The following is a 22,324-nucleotide window of genomic DNA, read 5'->3' as shown; positions in this document are numbered from 1 at the left end:
CGATAAGGCTAAAATCATCCACGTTTTATGATATAATGTTTGAGTATTGTTTTGTCCAAGGAGGGAAGACAGTGGAAATCGATAAAACCAATCGCATGAATGCGTTATTTGAATTTTATTCAACCCTTTTAACAGAAAAACAAATGAATTATATTGAATTGTATTACGCGGACGATTTTTCGTTGGGTGAAATAGCTGAAGAGTTTGAAGTAAGTCGTCAGGCTGTTTATGATAATATTAAACGAACAGAAAAACTCTTAGAAAATTATGAACGTAAACTTCATTTATATTCAAATTATGTGGTTCGAAATGAACTCATTCAAGAAATCAAACAAAGACTGAATCAATTGGATAATCAAGAATTAAATCCGGAAATTATTCAGCTTTTAGACAAAATTCAAGAGATAGAAGAAGAGTAGGAGTAGATAAAATGGCTTTTGAAAGTTTAACAGACCGCTTACAGGTTGCAATGAGCAAACTGAAGAAAAAAGGAACGGTTAAAGAAGAAGATGTAAAAGAGATGATGCGTGAGATTCGCTTGGCTTTACTTGAGGCCGACGTTAACTTACAAGTTGTCCGTGGTTTTACCAAGCGCGTAGGAGAACGTGCAATTGGGGTTGAAATTTTAGAATCTTTAAATCCAACCCAACAGATTGTAAAAATAGTAGATGAGGAATTAACAAAAGTTCTAGGTTCAGAAGCAGTAGGATTAAATAAGAATCCTAAAATTCCAACAGTGGTCATGATGGTTGGGCTTCAAGGTGCTGGTAAGACAACTTTCGTTGGTAAATTATCAAATTTTTTGAAGCAGAATGAAAAAGCTCGTCCATTATTAATCGCAGCCGATGTCTATCGTCCAGCAGCGATTGATCAATTGAAGGTCATTGGTCAGCAATTAGACATTCCTGTTTTTGATATGGGAACTGATGTTGATCCAGTCGAAATCGTTAAACAAGGTTTAGCACAAGCTAAAGAAAACAAAAACGACTATGTCTTTATTGATACGGCAGGTCGTTTACATATTGATGAAACTCTAATGGGTGAATTGCAACGTATTAAAGAGTTTGCACAACCGAATGATATCTTACTAACAGTCGACGCAATGACTGGACAAGACGCTGTGACGGTTGCCCAAAGTTTCAATGAACAACTAGATGTTACTGGGGTTGTTTTAACAAAACTTGATGGTGATACTCGTGGTGGTGCGGCGCTTTCAATTCGTGCCGTTACTGGAAAACCAATTAAATTTATCGGGACTGGCGAAAAATTAACCGATGTTGAAGTCTTCCATCCTGATCGTATGTCGAGTCGTATTCTTGGCATGGGTGATATGTTAACGTTAATTGAAAAAGCCCAAAAAGAATATGATGAGGAAAAAGCTGAAGAACTTGCAAAAAAAATGCGCGAAAATAGCTTTAACTTCAATGATTTTATTGATCAATTAGATCAAATTATGGATATGGGACCTTTGGATGATTTATTAAAAATGATTCCAGGAATGAATAATGTACCAGGTCTTGATAATCTTCAAGTGGATCCAAAAGATATTGCACGTAAAAAAGCGATTGTCTTTTCAATGACCCCTGCTGAGCGTGAAAATCCAGATTTATTGAATCCAAGCCGTCGTCGTAGAATTGCTGCGGGTTCTGGAAATAACGTGGTTGAAGTCAATCGCATGATTAAACAATTTAATGAATCACGTAAAATGATGCAGCAAATGTCTAAAGGCAGTATGCCAGCAGGTATGGAAAATATGTTTGGTAGTGGCGTTCAAGGAAAACTTGGCAAAATGGCCATGAATCGGATGGTTAAGAAAAATAAGAAGAAGAACAAAAACAAGAAGAAGAAAAAAAAAAAATAAGCATAAACTGAGTCGGATGAGTTCTGACTCAGTTTTTTGACCTTAAAAAATGAATGGAGGAACGAAGATGAAGATTGCAATTATCGGTTTTAGTGGCAGCGGGAAGTCAACCCTTGCTAGGGAATTAGGTCAGTTTTTTAATATCCCAGTGTTACATCTCGATACAGTACAATTTTTACCGGGGTGGAATGAAAGAGAGTTAGTTGAAAAACAGGCAATAGTAGGTAAATTCTTAAAAGAAAATAGTGATTGGGTAATTGATGGTAATTATTCTAATATTTTACAAGAGGAACGTTTTCAAGCAGCGACTCAAATCATTTTTATGAATTTTTCAAGATGGCGCTGTTTTTATCGTATTGTGAATCGTTATCGCCAAAATCGAAATCAAACGAGAGTTGATATGGCGGAAGGATGTAACGAAAAATTAGATTTTGAGTTCGCTTGGTGGGTGTTACATAAGGGTAGAAATACAGTCAAACAGCAACACTTTGCAAAAATGAAACAAACCTATCCTGATAAATGGGTGGAAATAAAAACACCACAAGAACTTAAAATGTTTTTGGAAAAAACTAAATTGTTTTGATATCTAGTGATTAGTAGTCAAAGTCTGGTCATTTCTAAGGAATAATCTAGTTTACTGGCCTTTATCCTCCGAATTCGTTAGAATACGGGTAATGTAAAAAGGGGAGTGTCATCAATGAAGGATGCATCGTATTATGCACAAAAAATTAAAGCAAATGAAATCTCACCGTTAGAAGTATTAGCAGAAGTGAGTAAAAAAGTCTCAAAAAACCTGGAATTAAATGCTTTTGTCGATTTAAATTTTGAAGAAGCAAAAGAAAAAATAATAAATGCTACTGATGAAGAAAAACAGGCACCATTTTTTGGTGTTCCCTTTGCTCTTAAAGACTTGGGCCAAAACAAACAAGGCTTTAAAGCAACTTCTGGGTCAAAATTATTTAAGGATCATGTTGCAACCTCTACAAATAATTATGTAAAAAAAATCGAAACATTAGGTTTGATTTCTTTTGGCATCACGACAACACCAGAATTTGGATTTAAAAATATTACTGATGCTCAAATAAACGGACCAACAAGAAACCCATGGGATTTGTCACGTTATTCAGGCGGAAGCAGCGGGGGAGCAGCTGCAATTGTAGCTGCAGATATTGTGCCTTTAGCTGGTGCAAGTGATGGTGGTGGTTCAATTCGAATCCCAGCTTCTTTCACTGGATTAATTGGTTTAAAACCAAGTCGAGGACGGATTGTAACTGGGCCAGATAGTTGGCGCGATTGGCAAGGTGCTTCCATTAATTTTGCGTTAACACGTTCAATTCGTGATACAAAAGTGCTCTTAAATGGTTTGAAACCCGATCAACAAATTTCGCCTTTTTTAATGCCGCAATGTTGTACAGCAAAATTGAAATCATATAAGATTGCTGTTTGCGTGGATTCACCAGTTGGTAATCCAGTATCTCCAGAAGCAATTCAAGCAGTAAATGAGGCAGTTGAATTTTTAACGTCACTTGGTCATCAAGTCGATGTCATTCAATATCCAGTCGATGGATCGCGTCTGATTCGGAGCTATTACCAAATGAACGGTGGCGAAACGGCTCATATGATGAATCAAATATCCGAAACTCTAAATCGAAGTATGAGTTATGAAGATATGGAACCGATGACTTGGGCGATTTATCAATACGGTCAGAAATTGTCCGCTGCAGATTATGTCAGCTCTTTCCAAGCTTGGGACGATGCAACGGTTGTAATGGAGAATCTATTTACAAAATATGATCTTTTTCTATCACCAACAGCGACAACTGTTGCGCCAAAAATTAATGACGATTTACAAAGTGATGACATTCGAACAAGGTTAGAACATGCCGAAGATTTGAATCAAAGTGAACTGGCAGAACTTGTTTACGATATGTTTGAAAGAAGTTTATGGATTACACCCTATACACAACTAGCTAATTTAACAGGACAACCTGCGATTAGTTTACCAACTTTTGTGACAAAAGAAGGGCTACCTATTGGCATTCAATTTATGGCAGCAAAAGGAAATGACAGTCTCTTATTAGAGATTGGACTTCAATTTGAACTACATCAGCAACTTAAATTTAAAAATATTTGAGGTGTAAAGAAAAAAGACTTTACATGGTTAAAAATATCTGTTAAACTATTGTTTGTGTTAATAAGAAAAGAAATTTGGAGGTGCCTATATAATGGCAGTTAAAATTCGTTTAAAACGTATGGGTTCTAAAAAACACCCATTTTACCGTATGGTAGTAGCAGATTCTCGTTCACCTCGTGATGGACGTTATATTGAAGTAGTGGGAACTTACAATCCATTACTAGATCCAGCACAAGTTACAGTTAAAGAAGAAGTAATCTTAGACTGGTTATCTAAAGGTGCACAACCTTCTGATACAGTTCGTAACATTCTTTCTCGTGAAGGAATCATGCAAAAACATCACGAAGCTAAATATACTAAAAAATAAGGTGGGATTTGAATGACTGATGTTAAAGAATTGGTTTTAACCATTGTTCGGCCGTTAGTTAGTCATCCTGATAAAGTATCTTTAGATGTAGTAGAATCAGATCGATTCATGGAATATAACCTTTCTGTTGATCCTTCTGATATTGGGCGAATTATTGGGAAGCAAGGCCGTGTCATTAAAGCGATTCGAACACTTGTCTATAACGTTCGTACCAAAGAACCAAAAAAAGTCCGTCTAAACATTTTAGAAGAGGGCGCCCAATCTTAATTGGATTTTTGAAAGATTGTTTACTGGCTTTTTAAGTTAAGTAAATAATCTTTTTTTATTTGGTTAATTCTAAAAAAACATGGTACAATCATCAAGATTAGATAAGAAAAGAGGGACAGTAGTGGCAGAATATTTAAATGTAGGTAAGATTGTAAATACACAAGGTATCAAAGGGGAAGTTAGAGTTATTTCTAAAACCGATTTTGCTGATGAACGCTATCAAAAGGGGAATGTCTTAACTTTATTCCAGGATGGCAAGGCACCTAAAGAACTGACGATAAAAACGCATCGTAAACATAAAAACTTTGATATTTTAAGTTTCGAAGATCATCCTTGGATTAATGATGTTGAAATTTATCGTGATGGTATTCTAAAAATTGCAAAAGACGAGTTGGAAGAATTAGAAGGCAATAATTTTTATTATCATCAAATTATTGGTTTATCAGTGGTTGATGAAACAGGTCACGAATATGGCAAAATTTCTGAAATTTTATCGCCTGGTGCAAATGATGTTTGGGTAGTTAAACCAAATGAAAAAGGTCAAAAGGATATCCTATTACCTTACATTGAATCAGTTGTTTTAAATGTAGACTTAGAAACTAAAAGTATTTTAGTTGATATTCCGGAAGGATTGATTGATTAATGAAGATAGATGTATTAACTCTTTTTCCGCGAATGTTTGAAGGGCCTTTAACAGAGTCCATTTTAGGTAAAGCGGTTGAAAAAGAGCTCTTAGAAGTCAATGTGACGAATTTTAGAGACTATTCAACAAATAAACATCAGCAAGTGGATGATTACCCATACGGTGGGGGAGCTGGCATGCTTTTAAAAGTTCAGCCAATTGATGATGCCTTAATAGATATTCAGGCTAAGAATCCCGGTGTGAAGCAACGCGTCATTTTATTAGACCCTGCTGGTAAACAGTTTGATCAACCAATGGCGGAAGAATTCTCGCAAGAAGAACATCTTGTTTTTATATGCGGACATTATGAAGGATATGATGAGCGTATTCGTAATTTAGTGACAGATGAAGTATCACTGGGTGATTATGTCCTAACAGGTGGTGAATTAGGCGCAATGGTAATGATTGATGCGATAGTTCGCTTATTACCAGAGGTTTTAGGAAATGAAGAGTCGGCAATCGGTGACTCGCATTCTACGGGTCTTTTAGAGCATCCACAATATACGCGTCCAGCTGATTATAATGGACAAGAAGTTCCTTTTGTCTTAACAAATGGGAATCATAAATTAATTGAAGCATGGCAATTAAAAGAGTCACTTCGGAGGACTTATTTAAGACGACCAGACATGCTTGAAAAGATTGAATTGACTAAAGAGATGCAAAAAATGTTGACTGAGATAGAGTCTGAAGAAGTAAAATGTAAAGAATAAAGGCTTTACATGACTTTTCAAGTATGATATGATGTCTTGGTGAGTATTATTGCTCATAAATTACGACATTCCGCTATAGCAGAAGCCTATATGAGTGTTTTGGAATGAGGAGAAATTATAATGAATCCATTAATCGAAGCAATTACAAACGAACAATTACGTTCTGATATTCCAACTTTTAGACCTGGGGACACTGTACGTGTTCACGCTAAAGTTGTCGAAGGTACTCGTGAACGTATCCAGTTATTTGAAGGTGTTGTTATCAAACGCCGTGGTGCTGGAATTAGCGAAACTTATACAGTTCGTAAAATTTCTAACGGTGTTGGTGTGGAACGTACATTCCCATTACATACACCACGTGTTGCTCAAATCGAAGTAATTCGTTATGGTAAAGTTCGTCGTGCGAAACTTTATTACTTACGTGCATTACACGGTAAAGCAGCAAGAATTAAAGAAGTCCGTCGTTAATAATCAGTTATTAACATCTAGAGAATCCTTGAGAAATCAAGGGTTCTTTTTTTATAAAAAAATACTAAAAGATAAAGAAATTTATCTTTTAGTAGTAATAGAATCATCTGATTAAATTTTTTTTTATACATAGTTAAGCATACTTTCTTTGACACAATCTTCTAAATCACTTGAAATTTGATAGTATTCCATAAATTTTACTGCATTTAATTGTTCTTTATCAAGATCATGGTCACTCATAAAAATTTCCAGTAATATTTGAATTGCTACTTTATTAGCCTCCCGCTCCAACTTTCTACGGCTAGAGTTTGTTGCGTTGTAAAAAGCTGCTAATTCTTCATGTTTTTGAATACAATGTCCCAATTCGTGAGAGATTTCAAAATCCGAGTTTTGATTTAAAAGTTTACTACTAAGAAATATAACTTTTTCATCTGCAAAATAAAAACCGCTACGATTAATATCAGCAAACACTAAATCTAAATCTAAATTTTTTGCGATTTCAATTAGTCGACTGTTAATTTCATACATTTTATCACTCACTTTTTACTTGTTTTCTGATGCTCGTTTTGCTGCGAGAACAGATTTTAAAAATTCAACTTCTTCGTCAGTCACTGGTTCGCCATCAAATGCAAAAACTCCGTATTTTTCTGCTAAAGAATTTTTTGTTTGATTATTAAGAAGATAATCAACACTAACATTGAAAAAAGTAGCAACTTTCTCAAGCTTGTCTATTGATGGTGAACTCTTTCCCCATTTAGTTATTGATCCATTAGATAATCCAGTTTGTCTTTCAACTTCAGCTAAGCTAACCTGATTGATATTTGCTAGGTCTTTTATGCTTTGTAAAATAGTCATTTCCTCACCTCTTAGAAAATTTTCTTAAATAAATAGTTGACGCTGAAAATATTCCGTGATATATTGTATTACGTAGTAAAGAGTTTTACAAAGTAATTTAAATCATTAGAATATTTTGTTTGTACGTATCAACGAAAATCGTTTTTACGGTTATTTATTATGCATATAATATAGAATATTTTCCGTGATTAGTCAAGCGTTTGTCGAATATTTTCTTTTTAAAGATAAAAATATAAATCAAAAGGAGAGATAAAATGATAATTTCGAAAATTAATAAAGCCGCGAGTTTAATTTTTTCAATCTTAATTGGCTTTGCGATAGCTCAAACGTTATATTTTTTTAATTATACAGGGGCTTGGATGTTTAATACTTTTATTCTATTAGTTTTTATTGCATATCGAGAATTAGAATATTTTTCAAGAAATAAGGGGTGGTAAAAATGATTCGAAGTGACTATTTTTTTGGTCAAGCGGAACAAAATATTTTGTTAAACAATGTTAATCGTTTATCAATTAAACCTGATATTATTTATTTTACAAAAGAAGAAAGTACGAGTTGTTCATCAACTGATGCTCGTTTTAAAAAAAATCAAAAACTAATAATTGAAGGTATTGAATGTGTTGTAATAAGGAGCTATGAAAATACATTTAGTGTGTCCACTCCTCAAGGAAATCGTTTGGTACGGCTTAGTGATATGAAATTTGTCATATCTACTGACACTAAATTTGATCGGACAAGAGAGTTGTGTTGCAAATATTTCATCTAGTAAATAGTTACCATACAAGAAAATACAAAAAAAGGAAGGAAGTGCTCAATATGTATAAATGGTTAAAAAAATATCAAACTCTTCAAAAACAAATTGATTATTTAGAATACGAAATATTAGATTTTCAATTAAACATAGAAAATCTGTCAAAAGTTCCTAAAAACGTCGTCAGCGAAAGTACCGATCTTGGTATGAAGAATAAAATTTGCGAAAAAGAAAAAGAGTTAGAGTATTTAATAATACGAAGACAAGCAATTTTGGATTTTATCTATAAATTTGATGATTTAGAAAGTAAAATTTTAATAAAAAAATATATAGAAAATAAGAAATTATTCGATATTGCAGAAGAATTAAATTATTCGGAAAGTTATATTTATCAAAAACATTCGGAAATAATCAAACAAATCGAACTAATAGAAAAATTCACGACGAATCTACCATAACTTCTGTGTATACCAACTTTTAATAAAACAAGTTAACCTTATTATGTTAGCTGATTCAAATAAAGTCTCCCAGGACTGAAAATGCGAGAAAATGGCTCCCAAGCCTATAAATGCGAGAAAGGAATATATATCATGATACAAAATAACAATAAGAATAATAGGAATTTAAAGAATCAAGATAAAGTGGTTCAAAAATTACAAAAAAGACTTTCGGAAGAAATTCGTAAGAAAAAAGCATTAACAAAACAACTTGAAGAATTCTCAATGCATATTATGCCCAAAGAAAAAGCTGATTAATTGTATCAAGTGTAATAAATATTTTTGGGTCAAGTATGCGAGGATCAAAATATCTAGGAAAATAATAGGAGGAATAAAAATGGCATTAGAAGCAGTATTAGGTAAAGACGTGGTTTTATTATTTAGAATTATGAAGGACGCAGCAACGAATGCAGCAACAAAACTTGCATTTCAAACAGAACACGAAACAACAGAAACAAGTGAAAGCGAAGCTATTGCAACAAAGGATGGCAGTGTGAATACACAAGGAACGTCTACAATTGAGATGAGTTGTACATCTATCTTAGCACGTAATGATGAGATGTTGAAAAAACTACGTGATGCACGTAGAAAAGGTGATCTAGTAGAAATTTGGGAAGTAGATACACAAGATAAAAAAGAAAATGGTAAATATGGTGCAACATACTACCGTGGTAAAGTTAGTGAATTTTCTAAAAAACCTGCAGTTGATGGGGCAGTAGAAGTATCATTAACATTTTCAATTGATGGTGAAGGTGCTGATGGTGAAGCAACCTTAACCAAAGAACAAGAAACAGTCGTTGAGTACGAATTCAAAGACACAACAAAAAATACAGCAGAATAAGAGAGCTTTAAGCTCTCTTGTTTTTAGGAGGAAAAAATAATGGAATTAACAATTAATAAAAAAATGTATCAATTTAAATTTGGAGTTAAATTTATTCGAACTTTAGATGAGGAAATGCCTATCGTTACAGAACAAGGTAATTTTGGATTGAGTTTATCCGCTAAAGTAATTCCGGAACTTCAATCGGGAAATACAAATACTTTAGCTCGCGTTTTATCGTTTGCGAATTATAATCAAACTCCACGTGCGTCATTAAATGATTTAGATGATTATATTGATGATTGTGAAAATATTGAAGAATTATTTGACATGACTCTGAAAGCTATCGAAACTTCAAATTCGGGAAAGTTAGCAATGACGAAGTTCAATCAAGCAATCGCGAAGGCCGAAAAAAGCAAGAAAAAATAAGCTCTGCTGATGTGTATGAGCGAATTTTAGTAAATTCAATGCGTCATTTGAAGATGTCAAATATAAAAGAGATTGAGTCAATGACGGTTTATGAGTTTAATGTACGGATGCTATCTTATCGATTATCAGAATTAGATAAGCAACAAGATCTTCATTTACAAGCATGGTTAAACCAAATGGTACAAGCTACAAAAGGTAGCGGTAAAAATGTTAAACCATATTACCGAAGCTTTAAAGAATTTTTTGATTTTGAAACTTATCAAAATGAGATTTTAGATGAGAAAAATGAAGTTCAATTAACAGATCAAAATGAGTTAAAAGACTTGCTAATGCAAGCAAATAAATAAGAAAGGAGGAATCTTATGAAAAATTATGGAGTAGAAGCTATTTTGGAGGCTTCTGATACGTCATTTAGTTCAACTATTAAAAATGCGAGAGATGAATTGAAAAAATTAAGAGAAGCATCTGATGGAGCTGGCAGTGAAATTAAGTCAAGTTTTTCAAGCATTGGTGAAATACTCATAGATAACGTCACAAATCCGCTAAAACTTATGAAAGATCAAATATTCTCAGTTGGAGCGGAGGCAAATGGTAGTTTATCCGGAATAGATGGGCTAACTTCAGGTGCAAAAACTAATATTGAAGCAATGCAGAACTCTTTTGGTGAAGTGGCTAAAGTTATTAGGGAGTTACTATCTCCAGCAATTGAAACAATTACGGGAATCATTGGGAAAATGTGTGAAAAATTTGCGTTAGCTGATAAATGGGTTCAAATAATTATTTTAGCGATAGTTGGTATCGCGGGTTCTGTTGGGCCTGTAATCCTAACAGTTGTAAGTTTAGTTGAGACAGTTTCTAGAGTAAAAGAGGCATTTGCAAAGTTAGAACCTGTATTTAAAATACTTAAGGGAGTTTTTGCAGGTATAACTGGGCCAATGTGGATTGTCATTGCCGTTGTAGTTGCATTGACAGCAGGATTTATCTATTTATGGAAAACTAATGAAACCTTTAGAGAAAAAGTAATGGAAATCTGGTCTGCTATTTCAGGATTTTTAAAGCCAATAATTGAAACAATTTCAAGTTTTATTAAAGATATTTGGGGAACACTGTTAAGTTGGTGGAATGAAAATCAAGAATTAATGAAACAAACAGCAATGACAGTCTGGAATACTATTAAGAATTTCTTTACGACAACTTGGGATGCAATTAAGAAAATTTTTGAAGTAGCGATGACATATCTTCAACCGTTAATCGAAGCTACTTGGGAAAGTATTAAGATTGTCATTGAAACTGTGATGGGTGTTATTTTAGGCATTATTAAAACAGTAATGCAAATCATTAATGGTGATTGGGAAGGTGCTTGGGAAACGATTAAAAATACTGTCCTAGGAATTTGGGATGGTATTAAATCAATTGCATCAACATTATTTGAAGGAATTAGTACAGCAATTAAAAATGTTTGGGATGATTTAAAAGCCTTTACAGAAACAATTTGGAATGGTATCAAAGAATTCTTTGTAAATCTTTGGGAAAGTTTTAAAGAAGCGCCTTCCGCAGCCATTGAAGCAATCAAAGAAAAATGGTCACAATTCAAAGAGTTTTTCGCTGAGCTTTGGGAAGGTGTCAAAGAACTAGCAAATAATGCTTGGCAAGCAATTGTTGATTTTGCCTCGCCAATTATTGAGTCAATTCAAGCAATATTCATGCCTCTAATTGAATGGTTTGGAACACTTTGGGAAAGTGTCAGTACGATTGCTCTTGAAGGTTGGGAGATGATAAAAGCTGTCATCATGGCTCCAGTCTTATTTTTAATTGATCTAATCATGGGTGATTTTGGACAATTAAAAGAAGATTTAGCATTAATTTGGGATGCTATTTCAGAAGCAGCGGCAACTATTTTTAATACTATGAAAGAATTAGTAGTCGGATTATTTCAAGCATTAGTCGAAACTGCAACAAATATTTGGAATGCTTTTAAAGACGGATTGGTTTTAATCGTTACAACGATAGTTGAAGGCGTTCAAACAGCGTGGTCAAATCTAAAAGAAGGCACGATTAATTTATTTAATGCGGTGATTTCATTTGCAAGAGAACTGTGGGATGGTTTTAAATCATGGTTAATTTCGACTGTAGGAAATATTGTTCAAGGGGCTCTTAATGGTTGGAATAATTTAAAAGAATCAACAATAAATGCTTTTAACAATATAGTTGATGGTGCAAAACGAGCATGGGAAAACTTAAAACAAAGTGTAAGTAACGTTGTTGATTCTGTGACACGTATTTTTGAAAGAATTCGTAATATTAACTTGTGGGAAGCTGGAAAAGCGATTATGGATGGCTTTTTAAAAGGATTAAAATCAATGTGGGATTCGATAACCGATTTTGTAGGAAATATTGCAGATTGGATTCGAGAGCATAAAGGTCCAATTAGTTATGATAAAAGATTACTAATTCCTGCCGGTAAATCAATTATGAGCGGTTTACAAGGCGGATTAGAGACTGGTTTTAAAGGAGTTAAGAGAACGATTGATGATATCACAAATGACATTGCAAACTCGTCGTTTGACGTGAGTCCATCAATAGGAAATTTAGATAAGGAAATGAGAAAAATGAATAGTATGAATATTCAACATGCTAACGAACTTATCTTAAATGACTCTAAAAAACCTGCATACTTAAATCTGAATTTAGGCGGGCGTAATTTTGAAGGCTTTGTAGAGGATATAACAAGCTTACAAGATCAAAAAGTTCAATTAGAATCAGTTTATTCATTTTAAAGAAATGAGGTGATAATTTGTATAGTTTTGTCGATACAAATCAAAAAACAACAGTAAAAAGAGTTCTTTCAGCTGAGTCATTATTTATTAATGGCTCAGCTCTAGAACAAGAATTACCAGAATTAAAAATTTTAACAACAACTGGTCGAGAATTGAATGCTGTAAATCTTTCAACAAAGAGTGTAGATAAACTTGATGGGGTTTTATTCTTAAATTCTAATGAGGATAGTCGCATAATTAGCGTTAATTGTTTAATTGAAGCTAAAACTAACCATGATTTTAGATTGTGTTTTGAACAGTTAAATCGTCTATTAAGACAAGGTCTTTTGTGTCTCTCGTTTAATGATGACAAAGAGTATTATTATGAAGCTTATTTTCAAAGTAGTAGTGGCGTAACAGAAGGAACTAACAATAGTAGTTTTACTTTAGAATTTTTCTGTCCCAAGCCATTTAAATATTCGATCCGTACTGTAAAAGAAAATCAAAAAATTATGAACAATTTTTATTTTCAGACAGTACCAGAATCGCTCTTTATAGATGTAACAAAAAAAATGGATGATGTTACAGTTACAAATAATCGAACTGGCAATTTTATTAAACTAATTTTAAACAAACAATTTGAAGGGAAAATAATTGTAAAACCGCAACAAAACACTGCGTTTATTGGTATTTTAGAAAAGCCTCAACTTGTGAGTTGGAATAGTGACTGTGAATATTTTGACGTTCAAAAGGGTGACGTTTTAAGTGTTACTCCAGAGACGTCAATTGAAATAGAGGTGAGAGAGAAATTACTATGAAATCAAAAATAATTTTATTAAATCAAAATAAAGAAATCATTCATAACTTCAACAAAACTGAGTTGTTTTCCGCACAGGTAAAAGAAGGTATTAATGTTCTTGAAACAATTTCTTTATCAGTAAGACTATCAAAAGATATGCTCCATTTAATTGAAAAATCAAGTTATATTGTAACGAAAAATGAGAGCCTTGATAGTTATAAATTATTTCGTTTTGTATCTCATCAAACAACAAATGAATCGATTGAAATTAGTGGTGTCCAATCATCATTAGACAGACTAAAAGATATTAAAATAATTGAAGAATATCATCCTAAAAATATATCTTTTTCAAATGTTCTAAAATATTTATTAAAAGATACAGGAATTAGTGTTCGATATGTTGATGATACATTACCAAATATTTCGCTTTCTTTTTCATATTTAACAATTCAGGAATGTTTAAGTAAAATATCTGCGAGTTATCAAGTAGAGTTTGATTTTAATATCGCAATAGACAGCAGACAAGTGACAGATGAATACTTAAATGCTTATGTTAAGCAAGGTGAATTAACTCCTCACGTTATTTCATATGGCTCAAATGCGATTTCTATTGAGAAAGAGTACTCTGAAGTAGATATTTATACAGCTGTTCTAGGACGTGGAAAAAGTAAAGAAAAAACAGATAGTGATACTGGAGAATTATCAGGTGGATATGATGAAAAAATCACTTTTTCTGAGATTGAATGGCGGAAGGAAAATGGAAATCCATTAGACAAACCAAAAGGAAGTAATCTTTTAATTGATCCAATGGCTACTCAAATTTATGGTCATGACGGAAATAAACCAAGAATTTTACTTCAGTCATTTGAAGATATTACTGATCCAAAAGATTTACTACAAGCAAGTTATAACTTGCTTGTAGAAATTAACCGCCCAAAAGTTCAATTTAAAACGACAGTTGCTAAAATGAGTCGTTCTTTTAATAAAGGCGATACCGTTGCCGTTAAACGAAAAGATTTGGATATCAAATACTTAACTCGAATTTTTAGTATTGAACGTAATCTTTTAGATAATCAATTATCTATTTTAAATATTGGTGACAAAATAATTGATTCACGAGCAAATGAATTAAAAGCAATCAAAAACTCCGTTCAATTAACAGAAGAAAAAATTGAGAATTTACAGAATAACGTGACAATTGTAAATAACAATGGAAATGGGATTACATTTGGAGTGTCTGAGCCACAAAATAAGAAAAAAGATGACGTTTGGTTTCATCGTCAAGAAGATGGACGTATTGTATTAAAAATTTGGGATGGCGAAAAATGGGTTGTTGAAATTGATGATGCGTTTGGAGAAGATATCAAAAAACAAATTAAAAATATTGAACAAGAAGTTGAAACTTCGATAAAAGAAATTGATAAAGCAGTTTCCTCAGCAAATAAAGCTTTTGAACAGTCGTCTTTAAGTTCTAAAAAGAGTGATGCAGCCAAAAAAGAAGCAGAAAATGCACTATCAAAAGCAGATGAGGCTAAGAAAGTAGCTTTTAACTCAGATGAAGTTGCTAAAGCGGCTAGGGAACAAGCAATAAAGGCTCATCTACTTGGTGAGGGTAATCAAACTGAGATAATTAAAACGAACGAAAAAGTGAAGTTAACTTCTAGTAAAGTGGAGAAGCAGCAAGTAGAGTTACTTAATCTTAAAGCTGATAGTGAGGGAATTAAGAGTTCAGTGAGTAAGACCCAGAAGCAAATTGACGAGATGGAAATAGGTAGTGTAAATAGATTTCCGTTAACAAAATGGGAAAAAGGATGGGTAGATTCATCAGGAAAGTTTCAACATAGTCCGCAAGACTCAACTACTGTAGAATATATTTCAGTCAATCCAGGGGAATACATTTTTCAAATATTCATAGATGAGCAACAACAAAATGTTAACGGTTCACATAACATTTCTGTATATGATATAGACAAAAATTTTATTACTCGTGTTGTCCATAAAAAAATTGAAGGTAATAGAACTACATCTAAATTTATCATTACAGATCAAATGAAATACTTCAAAGTGACAGTTCCATTTAATTCGAAAGAGGTTGTGTTAACAAAATTCAAACTTGAAAACGGAAATGTTCCAACGGATTGGTCACCAGCATCAGAAGATTTACTTGATTTATCTGAATTCACTACATTCGAACAAAATTACCAAGGTTTTAAATCTACAGCTGAGAATGAACTTGTAGGGCTTAAATCTGAGCAAGTACAGCTATCTGGAATAATTCAAAATACTGTTGAAAAAATGGATAGTTTAAGTTATGAAAATCAAAACTTACTTTCTGATTCAACAAATGAAATTGTATATCCTAAAGCCATTAATGGCTTTAACAATCAAATAATTGCTACCATACCAGAAAGTGATAAAACTTATACAATTAGTGGTTATGTAAAAAATATTATTCCTTCTGATAATAAACGTTTTTCTTTACGTGTTTATGATAGGACAACATCTAAAAATCCTGCTAATACAACCGTAGAAATAGAAAAGAATGGTTATTTTTCATGGACATTTACTTTAGGAAAAGATACAAAGGATTTTACAATTCGAATGTATTCAGGAGGATATACTGAAACACCAGTTGGGAGTACGATTACAGTTTACAAACGAAAGCTTGAATATGGTAGTAAAGCAACTCCATATTGTGTTTCACAGAATGAAATTACTACTCAAACTCAATTCACTCAACTTGATAATTTAATACAATTACAATCTCAAAAAGTAACCAATAACGAAACAGAAATAGGAAAGCTTAGATTAGAGTCAGATCGATTTGAAGTTGAAATGAGCAAAACACAGAATAGACTTGATGGTATTGACCAAATTCCTACTAATATCTTAATAGATGCTTCATCTATGACTGGCGAAGCTTGGATTAATGATATTGGTCCAATGATCAAAGAACCAGATAAATATCGAGGGACTGACGTATATTCAACTAAGAATGTATGGAGAGCGCCTAAAGCAAGACTTTTAAACCATAGGCAGTTCGTTAATGAAGCTGATTGGTACACTTTTAGTCAGTACATTAAAGTAGAGTCACCTGGTGTGGTTAAGATGAGTTTCTTATGTCAGCTTGATAATTCGAATAAATATCATATTGATGCAAGTGCATACACACACAATGTGTTTGAAAAAGATGGTTGGGTCCGGATACAAACATACTTTAAGTTTGCCAATCTAGATAAAATAAAGAGTAATTCTGCAGCACTTAGATTTGAGCCATCTAATATTAATGATGAAACGAAAGTATTTTTTGCTGCTCCACAACTTGAAGCTGGTAAGGTAGCATCGCCATGGTCACATGGAGGAATTCCAATAACACAAACTGAATTTACTCAATTTGTACAAACATTTGAAGGTTTCCGTCAAACAACAACAAACGATCTTACGGGTATTAAATCAGAACAAGTTCAGATGTCCAACTTAATTCAAAATACAATAAAAAAAGCGGGTGCCACGCAAACACAATTTACACAAACAATTAAAGATATCAATATGCGTGTTGTTGAAAAAGGTAAGATCATGTCGCAGATTAATCTAGATGCGAATCGACAAATATTTGACGTTCAAGGAAATAAAGTTATGATTACACCTCAGACAACTTATATTGCTAATGCGACGATAAAATCGGCGATGATCGATACTTTAGATGCTTCAAAAATTTCAGCTGGTACTTTTAATGGTGCCAACTTGAATGTTATAAATATAAATGTCAATTCATTAGTTGGAAATATGACTCAATTTGTTAGGTCTGCATGGAATGGCGTAAATAATTCTGTTCAAATTACAAGTGAAGGTCTAGTTTCTTATCGAAATAATGGATCAGTTTCGTCAAAATATCTTCCAGATGGGATTCAAATTTGGAATGGTGGAAATTGGGTAGGGTCAATGTCAGATTCAACTGCCGGAATTGTTTTATGGGCTAAACGAAACTATCAATTGGATTTAGGTTTCCAGGGAGATAATAATCAAGGTAATGTGTATAATCCTGCTATTACCATTCACGGAAATACAGGACATATTGATGTTAATCCAAATTCAATTTTAAGATTACAAAAATTTGGTACAACAAACTATTCTCAAAATTCAGTAATGTTTGTTGAACGATTACATTTAAACAATGAAGGTGGTTTGGCTATTAGAAATACAGCAAATAACTGTGGTATCTTTTTTGGTGATTGGGGTACTCTTGCATTTAGACACAAATCTAATTGGCATGGATTTAAATAACTGGAGGAAAACAAATGAAATTAACAATAACAAATTTACAAGTATTAAATTTTACTCAATTTTTTAATGTAGTATCAGCAAAAGGAAAGCATGCGCGAGCTGTTGCTAAATTTATGAAGTTGGTTGAAGCAAAACGACAAGAGTATGCAGAAGACGAATATAAAATTGTAAATGAGTATGGTGTAAAAGATGAAGATGGTCAGCTTATCGACCCAACAACTTATAACTTTAGAGCAGAAGATGCATATAAAGCAGGCAAAGAAATGATGATTTTAAAAAATGAAGAAGTCGTGATTGATTTAACGGAGTTTGAACCGTATATGAGTAATTTAATTGAAGCAATTGAAAATAATAATGCAGAATTAAAGGGAAACGACTTACTTATTTTTGATGAGTTATTGACTGAATTAGAAAAATTAGGAGGAAATTAAGATGTCATTATATATAAAACAAACAACAAGACTAGCAGCAGATATAAAAATAGAGAACGAAGTAATTGTTAATCTGTATGCTGATGTTTCAGCAGAAAATATGGATAGTACAACTGTAAATCAAACAATTTATAATCAGGATGCATATTCTAAAAATAAAGAACAATGTAGAAAACAAATTAAAGAATTTCAAGAAAAAGTTTGGAAAATTGAAGATCAATTTGTTAAAGATATTGCCATGGAGAAATAAATCAATCCATTAATTATTAAAAACAGGATTTAATAAATCGGGGAGATATGTATTTAAGAAAGAAGTAAAGTATCTGGTCATTTTCAGATACTTTTGATTTAAGGGTGAGAAAGGATGGAATTAGAGAAACGAGTTGATGAGCATGACAAAATGTTAAAAGCTCACACTGATGAAATTTCAGATATTAAAAGTGAAATAAAAACGATGAATAAATCGATAAGTGAGAGCTTACTTAGAGTAGATGAATCAAATCGATTTTTAAGGGAACAAAATACACGTCAATCAGAACAGAACACGCAAATTTTAAGTGCAGTGTTGCAAAGAAATGACCAATCAGATCAACGACACCATGAATTAACCAAAATAAAAATTAATTCAGCTTTTAAAATTGGCTTTGCAATTTTCGGTAGTGGCGGATTAGTGTATGTTGTGATCGATATAATTTTAAAACTAATTTGAAAGAAGGATAAATATGGACATTCAAACAGCAGTATTAAATTTAATGGCAGCAATCTTAATTAGTATCTTAGGATTTGGAACAAAACAAGTGACTACCTTTTTGAAAAATAAAGGTGTTGTTAGTCTAATGGAAAAGAAACAAGAACAAGTCGGAATCGCAGTGAAAGCTGTTGAACAAATTGCCACAATCGAAAATATTTCAGATAAGTATAAAGCTGCTAAAACCATGTCAGTTGAACTATTAAACGAATATGGAATTAGACTTACTGAAACTGAATTAAAAGCATTTATTGAATCAGCAGTATCTGAAATGAATAAAAACATAGAAGATGTTTTGAATGATAACTAATCCAATGGGGTGAGAGTCAATGGTTGAAGTGATTAATAAATCCGTTTGTCATGGAGTTGCTGGCAAGAGGCAAGGCAATGTCAAAGGAGTGGTTATTCATAACGATGCTGGATCAGTTTATGCAACAGCAAAGTCTTATTTAGGAGCGTTAGGTAACATGAATAATACTCAATTAGCCAATGGATTTGTCCATTATTATATTGATAGATTTACGATTGTGAGAACTGAGGATACATTTAATATGGCGTGGCATACAGCTAATACAGATGGTAATGCGAATTATATTGGTTATGAAGTGTGTCAATCTTATGGAGCGTCTACGACAGATTTTTTGGCAAACGAACAAGTTGTGTTTAAACAAGCAGCTGAAGATTTATTGTTTTATGGATTATCAGCTAATCGAGATACGGTTCGATTGCACAGAGAATTTTCTCCAACAGCTTGTCCCCATCGCTCTTGGGATTTGCATGGTAAATCTATGAATGCGGTTAAAGATTATTTTATTAAAGAAATCAAAAAATTTATGGACGGAGCAGAGCTTAAACCTGTTCGACCAGTAAAAAGAGACACACCGCAAGGTCCATGGATGAATGAGTATAAGAGAGTGATTGTTAATAGTAAAGATGCTCATATTTATAGTGATTTCAAATGGAAATTTCGTCAAAATGGAGAAGATGTTGGACGTAAACAATTCAATGTAACTGGAAAATATGAACATGAAAATGGTCAAATTTATTATTCCCTTTATAACGATAACAATAGTTGGGAAGGGTATATTAACAAAAGTTATACGACGGAAGTTTCACAAAATAATTTCAATCTCTATCTACAACCCCAAGGACAATGGTTTAAAGAAAGTAAACATATCATGATTCATACAAAAGATTGTGATATTTATTCAGATTTTAATTGGACGAGGTGGAAAAAGGGAATTGATGCTGCATGTCAAGTATTTAAAGTAACAGGGAAATATTTCCATCAAAATGGATTTACGTATTATTCACTCTATAACGTTAAAGGAAAATGGTGCGGTTATATTAATGCAGAATTTACATCTGAATTAAAATAATGAGTAAAAGTCATGTATAGACTATTTTTGTAATAAGAAGAATTGAATAGAGATGAATAGAAAAAGTAAATATTAGAAATAAATTTACATGTGAAATATAAAGTATCTAATGGTTAGCGTAGCCTTAGATCAGATAATATATTTTTTTGTAGGAAGCAATTAGGCTTAAAAAAATTATAGTATGAAAGGATAAGATTGTTTATTCTTTTAGGATTAGGAGGAATTCAAAATGGGAAGAAATTGGAATTGGCCAAATGTAAAACCATATTTAGGATATTATGAAGAAGGTCAACAATTCGGTAATACAAAGGTTCCAAGAGGTCGAGGTTTTTTTCATGATGGCTTTGATTTTGGGTCTGCGAAATACCCGGATACTCGATTATTTGCAGTATGTGATGGAGAAATTATTTATGCGAATTGGGCGCCGAGTGGATATGAAGCATTAGGAACTGTAATTGTAATAAAAAATTCTGATGGAATGAATATAATTTATCAAGAATTTGGACACAGTACTTCAAATATTCAAGTTAAAGTTGGTCAAAGAGTCATGAAAGGACAGCAGATTGGAACTCGAAGTACATATCATCTGCATTTAGGAATGACAAAATCTGATTGGAAAAAAGCGCAAGCTTCATGGGACATTGATAATGGAACGTGGTTGAATCCAATTAAAATTATTCAAGAAGATAAAGGAGTGGGGCCAGTGGTACCAGATACAGGAAATTTACATTATGTAGTAACAGGTGGCTATTCAAAGAATGGTCAATCGAAGAAAAATGTTGAAGCATGGTTAAGAAAAGAGGGAATGGACTTTAAAATTATTGATAAATTAGATGGAAATGTTAATATCCAAATTGGAACTTTTCCTCAAAAATCTGTTTGGAAAAATAAAATAATTGATTATTTAGAAACAAATAAATTAAATTATGAAGTCGTAATTTCTAAACATCTTAATTGTGTAAATAAGTAACATAAAAAAATAAATATGTTTTAGTTTATATTCCCACGGACTTTATCTTTAAAGATAAAGTCCGTGGTTTTTTTAGTGTGCCCCGCATGGGATATAACTAGGTGATGAAAGTTCACTACAGGCTTGGCAATAGGAACTGTTAGCGAAAAGCAAGGTGTCTGCCGTAAGGCAGTGACTGAAGGAAGCTCGACGCAAAATTCCGAACTGACGAACAGAAATTAGATACAAGGCTGGATTAGGTTGGATAAGTTTGCTAAACAAAACAAAGTCCAATATTGCCCGAAACCTATACAGTAAATCTAACAGTTACATGGAATGAAAGTTATATCTCTTACCGGGGGAGGTCTTTCGAGGGTACAAGTGCAAGTTGAATAAAAAAAAAAACAAGCCAAAGTACAATTTAAGTGGTGACATTTAGATGAATCGAAAGAAGTCAGCCGACGTCATAGTAGTAGTTAGACTGATAACTATGAAGGATTGAACAATAGTAATCTTGAAAATTTTAGGAGGTGTGAAAAGTGCAGAAATCACAGAAAACAGTTAAATAAAGCTACTGTCAAAAGGATAATGTGGAACATGAAAGATATGATAGAGCGTGTAGTGCTTTTCATGGTGAACAAAACAATCAAGATGGTGTAGATTTGTTTGAGAAAATTATCTCGAGAAGTAATCTCAACCAAGCATATCTCCAAGTAGTCAGAAATAAAGGAGCAGCTGGAATTGATGGTATGACGTATGACCAGCTACTTCCCTACTTGAGAGAAAACCGTGAGGTGTTATTAACTCAACTTAGAACGGGAAAGTATAAGCCACAACCTGTCTTAAGGGTAGAGATACCTAAACCAACAGGTGGTGTTCGAAAGTTGGGAATACCTACGGTTGTCGACCGAATGATTCAACAAGCGATTAATCAAGTACTACAACCCATATTTGAATCTGAGTTCTCCAATAACAGTTTTGGATTTCGTCCAAAACGTAGTGCTCAAATGGCTATCATACAAGCTAAAGCGTATTACGAACAAGGATACAAATATGTTGTAGATATTGATATGAAAGCTTATTTTGACACTGTGAATCATGATAAGTTAATGTACTATGATGTTAGTATGAAATCTT

The 22,324-nt window shown here is 32.9% G+C and carries 28 protein-coding genes; 26 read left to right on the top strand and 2 right to left on the bottom strand.

Features of this window, described 5'->3' with window-relative positions; all coding sequences use genetic code 11:
• Window positions 1-35 precede the first annotated feature (35 nt).
• From ESZ54_RS01225 to rplS, 9 genes are all read left to right on the top strand, one after another.
• Window positions 36-419 carry a putative DNA-binding protein gene (locus ESZ54_RS01225; protein ID WP_204249495.1) on the top strand — a complete coding sequence of 128 codons (384 nt, stop codon included), beginning with the start codon at window positions 36-38 and terminating at the stop codon, window positions 417-419.
• 11 nt (window positions 420-430) lie between these two features.
• A complete protein-coding gene (ffh, locus tag ESZ54_RS01220) occupies window positions 431-1,861 on the top strand; it encodes a signal recognition particle protein (protein WP_136135852.1) in 1,431 nt (476 codons plus the stop codon).
• Window positions 1,862-1,928: 67 nt separating this feature from the next.
• Window positions 1,929-2,444 carry a P-loop NTPase family protein gene (locus tag ESZ54_RS01215; RefSeq protein ID WP_136135851.1) on the top strand — a complete coding sequence of 172 codons (516 nt, stop codon included), beginning with the start codon at window positions 1,929-1,931 and terminating at the stop codon, window positions 2,442-2,444.
• 114 nt (window positions 2,445-2,558) lie between these two features.
• On the top strand, window positions 2,559-3,995 hold the full coding sequence (locus tag ESZ54_RS01210; RefSeq protein WP_136135850.1) for an amidase: 1,437 nt from the start codon (window positions 2,559-2,561) through the stop codon (window positions 3,993-3,995).
• Between the two features lie 91 nt (window positions 3,996-4,086).
• Window positions 4,087-4,362 carry a 30S ribosomal protein S16 gene (rpsP, locus tag ESZ54_RS01205; protein WP_136135849.1) on the top strand — a complete coding sequence of 92 codons (276 nt, stop codon included), beginning with the start codon at window positions 4,087-4,089 and terminating at the stop codon, window positions 4,360-4,362.
• A 12-nt stretch (window positions 4,363-4,374) separates the two neighbouring features.
• Window positions 4,375-4,629: a KH domain-containing protein gene (locus tag ESZ54_RS01200; protein ID WP_136135848.1), complete on the top strand. Its 255-nt coding sequence runs from the start codon at window positions 4,375-4,377 to the stop codon at window positions 4,627-4,629.
• A gap of 121 nt (window positions 4,630-4,750) precedes the next feature.
• Window positions 4,751-5,272, top strand: a complete 522-nt coding sequence (rimM, locus tag ESZ54_RS01195; protein ID WP_136135847.1) for a ribosome maturation factor RimM — start codon at window positions 4,751-4,753, stop codon at window positions 5,270-5,272.
• The gene (gene trmD / locus ESZ54_RS01190) at window positions 5,272-6,021 is read left to right on the top strand and encodes a tRNA (guanosine(37)-N1)-methyltransferase TrmD (protein ID WP_136135846.1); all 750 of its coding nucleotides are present in this window, start codon (window positions 5,272-5,274) and stop codon (window positions 6,019-6,021) included. The genes rimM and trmD overlap by 1 nt, the downstream gene beginning before the upstream one ends.
• 120 nt (window positions 6,022-6,141) lie before the next feature.
• A complete protein-coding gene (gene rplS / locus ESZ54_RS01185) occupies window positions 6,142-6,489 on the top strand; it encodes a 50S ribosomal protein L19 (RefSeq protein WP_136135845.1) in 348 nt (115 codons plus the stop codon).
• Between the two features lie 123 nt (window positions 6,490-6,612).
• On the opposite strand, the gene ESZ54_RS01180 is transcribed toward rplS, so the two are convergent.
• Both ESZ54_RS01180 and ESZ54_RS01175 read right to left on the bottom strand, forming a co-directional pair.
• Window positions 6,613-7,017: an ImmA/IrrE family metallo-endopeptidase gene (locus ESZ54_RS01180; RefSeq protein WP_136135893.1), complete on the bottom strand. Its 405-nt coding sequence runs from the start codon at window positions 7,015-7,017 to the stop codon at window positions 6,613-6,615.
• Between the two features lie 15 nt (window positions 7,018-7,032).
• Window positions 7,033-7,344, bottom strand: coding sequence for a helix-turn-helix domain-containing protein (locus tag ESZ54_RS01175; protein ID WP_136135844.1), 312 nt, complete (start codon window positions 7,342-7,344; stop codon window positions 7,033-7,035).
• Between the two features lie 254 nt (window positions 7,345-7,598).
• Between ESZ54_RS01175 and ESZ54_RS01170 the strand changes: the two genes are divergently transcribed.
• From ESZ54_RS01170 to ESZ54_RS01095, 17 genes are all read left to right on the top strand, one after another.
• Window positions 7,599-7,781, top strand: coding sequence for a hypothetical protein (locus tag ESZ54_RS01170; protein WP_136135843.1), 183 nt, complete (start codon window positions 7,599-7,601; stop codon window positions 7,779-7,781).
• Between the two features lie 2 nt (window positions 7,782-7,783).
• Window positions 7,784-8,110 (top strand): hypothetical protein, encoded by a 327-nt coding sequence (locus tag ESZ54_RS01165; protein ID WP_136135842.1) that lies wholly within the window; start codon window positions 7,784-7,786, stop codon window positions 8,108-8,110.
• A 50-nt stretch (window positions 8,111-8,160) separates the two neighbouring features.
• Window positions 8,161-8,553, top strand: a complete 393-nt coding sequence (locus ESZ54_RS01160; protein WP_136135841.1) for a hypothetical protein — start codon at window positions 8,161-8,163, stop codon at window positions 8,551-8,553.
• A gap of 132 nt (window positions 8,554-8,685) precedes the next feature.
• A complete protein-coding gene (locus tag ESZ54_RS12460) occupies window positions 8,686-8,850 on the top strand; it encodes a hypothetical protein (RefSeq protein WP_162615054.1) in 165 nt (54 codons plus the stop codon).
• A gap of 79 nt (window positions 8,851-8,929) precedes the next feature.
• Window positions 8,930-9,433, top strand: coding sequence for a phage major tail protein, TP901-1 family (locus tag ESZ54_RS01155; protein ID WP_136135840.1), 504 nt, complete (start codon window positions 8,930-8,932; stop codon window positions 9,431-9,433).
• A 39-nt stretch (window positions 9,434-9,472) separates the two neighbouring features.
• Window positions 9,473-9,841, top strand: a complete 369-nt coding sequence (locus tag ESZ54_RS01150; RefSeq protein WP_136135839.1) for a tail assembly chaperone — start codon at window positions 9,473-9,475, stop codon at window positions 9,839-9,841.
• A gap of 38 nt (window positions 9,842-9,879) precedes the next feature.
• Window positions 9,880-10,188, top strand: a complete 309-nt coding sequence (locus ESZ54_RS01145) for a hypothetical protein (RefSeq protein WP_239433717.1) — start codon at window positions 9,880-9,882, stop codon at window positions 10,186-10,188.
• A gap of 15 nt (window positions 10,189-10,203) precedes the next feature.
• Window positions 10,204-12,618 carry a phage tail protein gene (locus ESZ54_RS01140; RefSeq protein ID WP_136135837.1) on the top strand — a complete coding sequence of 805 codons (2,415 nt, stop codon included), beginning with the start codon at window positions 10,204-10,206 and terminating at the stop codon, window positions 12,616-12,618.
• A 17-nt stretch (window positions 12,619-12,635) separates the two neighbouring features.
• Window positions 12,636-13,415 (top strand): distal tail protein Dit, encoded by a 780-nt coding sequence (locus ESZ54_RS01135; RefSeq protein ID WP_136135836.1) that lies wholly within the window; start codon window positions 12,636-12,638, stop codon window positions 13,413-13,415.
• Window positions 13,412-17,680, top strand: a complete 4,269-nt coding sequence (locus ESZ54_RS01130) for a phage tail protein (RefSeq protein WP_136135835.1) — start codon at window positions 13,412-13,414, stop codon at window positions 17,678-17,680. Before ESZ54_RS01135 ends, ESZ54_RS01130 begins: the two co-directional genes overlap by 4 nt.
• A gap of 14 nt (window positions 17,681-17,694) precedes the next feature.
• A complete protein-coding gene (locus ESZ54_RS01125; RefSeq protein ID WP_136135834.1) occupies window positions 17,695-18,111 on the top strand; it encodes a DUF1617 family protein in 417 nt (138 codons plus the stop codon).
• 1 nt (window position 18,112) lies between these two features.
• A complete protein-coding gene (locus ESZ54_RS01120; RefSeq protein ID WP_136135833.1) occupies window positions 18,113-18,361 on the top strand; it encodes a hypothetical protein in 249 nt (82 codons plus the stop codon).
• Window positions 18,362-18,475: 114 nt separating this feature from the next.
• A complete protein-coding gene (locus ESZ54_RS01115; RefSeq protein WP_136135832.1) occupies window positions 18,476-18,820 on the top strand; it encodes a hypothetical protein in 345 nt (114 codons plus the stop codon).
• 13 nt (window positions 18,821-18,833) lie between these two features.
• Window positions 18,834-19,169: a phage holin, LLH family gene (locus ESZ54_RS01110; RefSeq protein ID WP_136135831.1), complete on the top strand. Its 336-nt coding sequence runs from the start codon at window positions 18,834-18,836 to the stop codon at window positions 19,167-19,169.
• A 19-nt stretch (window positions 19,170-19,188) separates the two neighbouring features.
• Window positions 19,189-20,238 carry a peptidoglycan recognition protein family protein gene (locus ESZ54_RS01105; RefSeq protein ID WP_136135830.1) on the top strand — a complete coding sequence of 350 codons (1,050 nt, stop codon included), beginning with the start codon at window positions 19,189-19,191 and terminating at the stop codon, window positions 20,236-20,238.
• A 229-nt stretch (window positions 20,239-20,467) separates the two neighbouring features.
• Complete coding sequence (locus tag ESZ54_RS01100) at window positions 20,468-21,208, top strand: M23 family metallopeptidase (protein ID WP_136135829.1); 741 nt, start codon at window positions 20,468-20,470, stop codon at window positions 21,206-21,208.
• A gap of 569 nt (window positions 21,209-21,777) precedes the next feature.
• On the top strand, window positions 21,778-22,324 hold a 547-nt coding region (locus ESZ54_RS01095), incomplete at its 3' end, for a reverse transcriptase domain-containing protein (protein WP_275426528.1).

The sequence above is a fragment of the Vagococcus silagei genome, assembly GCF_004795745.1.
Lineage (GTDB): Bacteria > Bacillota > Bacilli > Lactobacillales > Vagococcaceae > Vagococcus > Vagococcus silagei.
The sequence above is the reverse complement of the archived record's forward strand: the minus strand, read 5'-3'. Positions and strand labels throughout refer to the sequence as shown.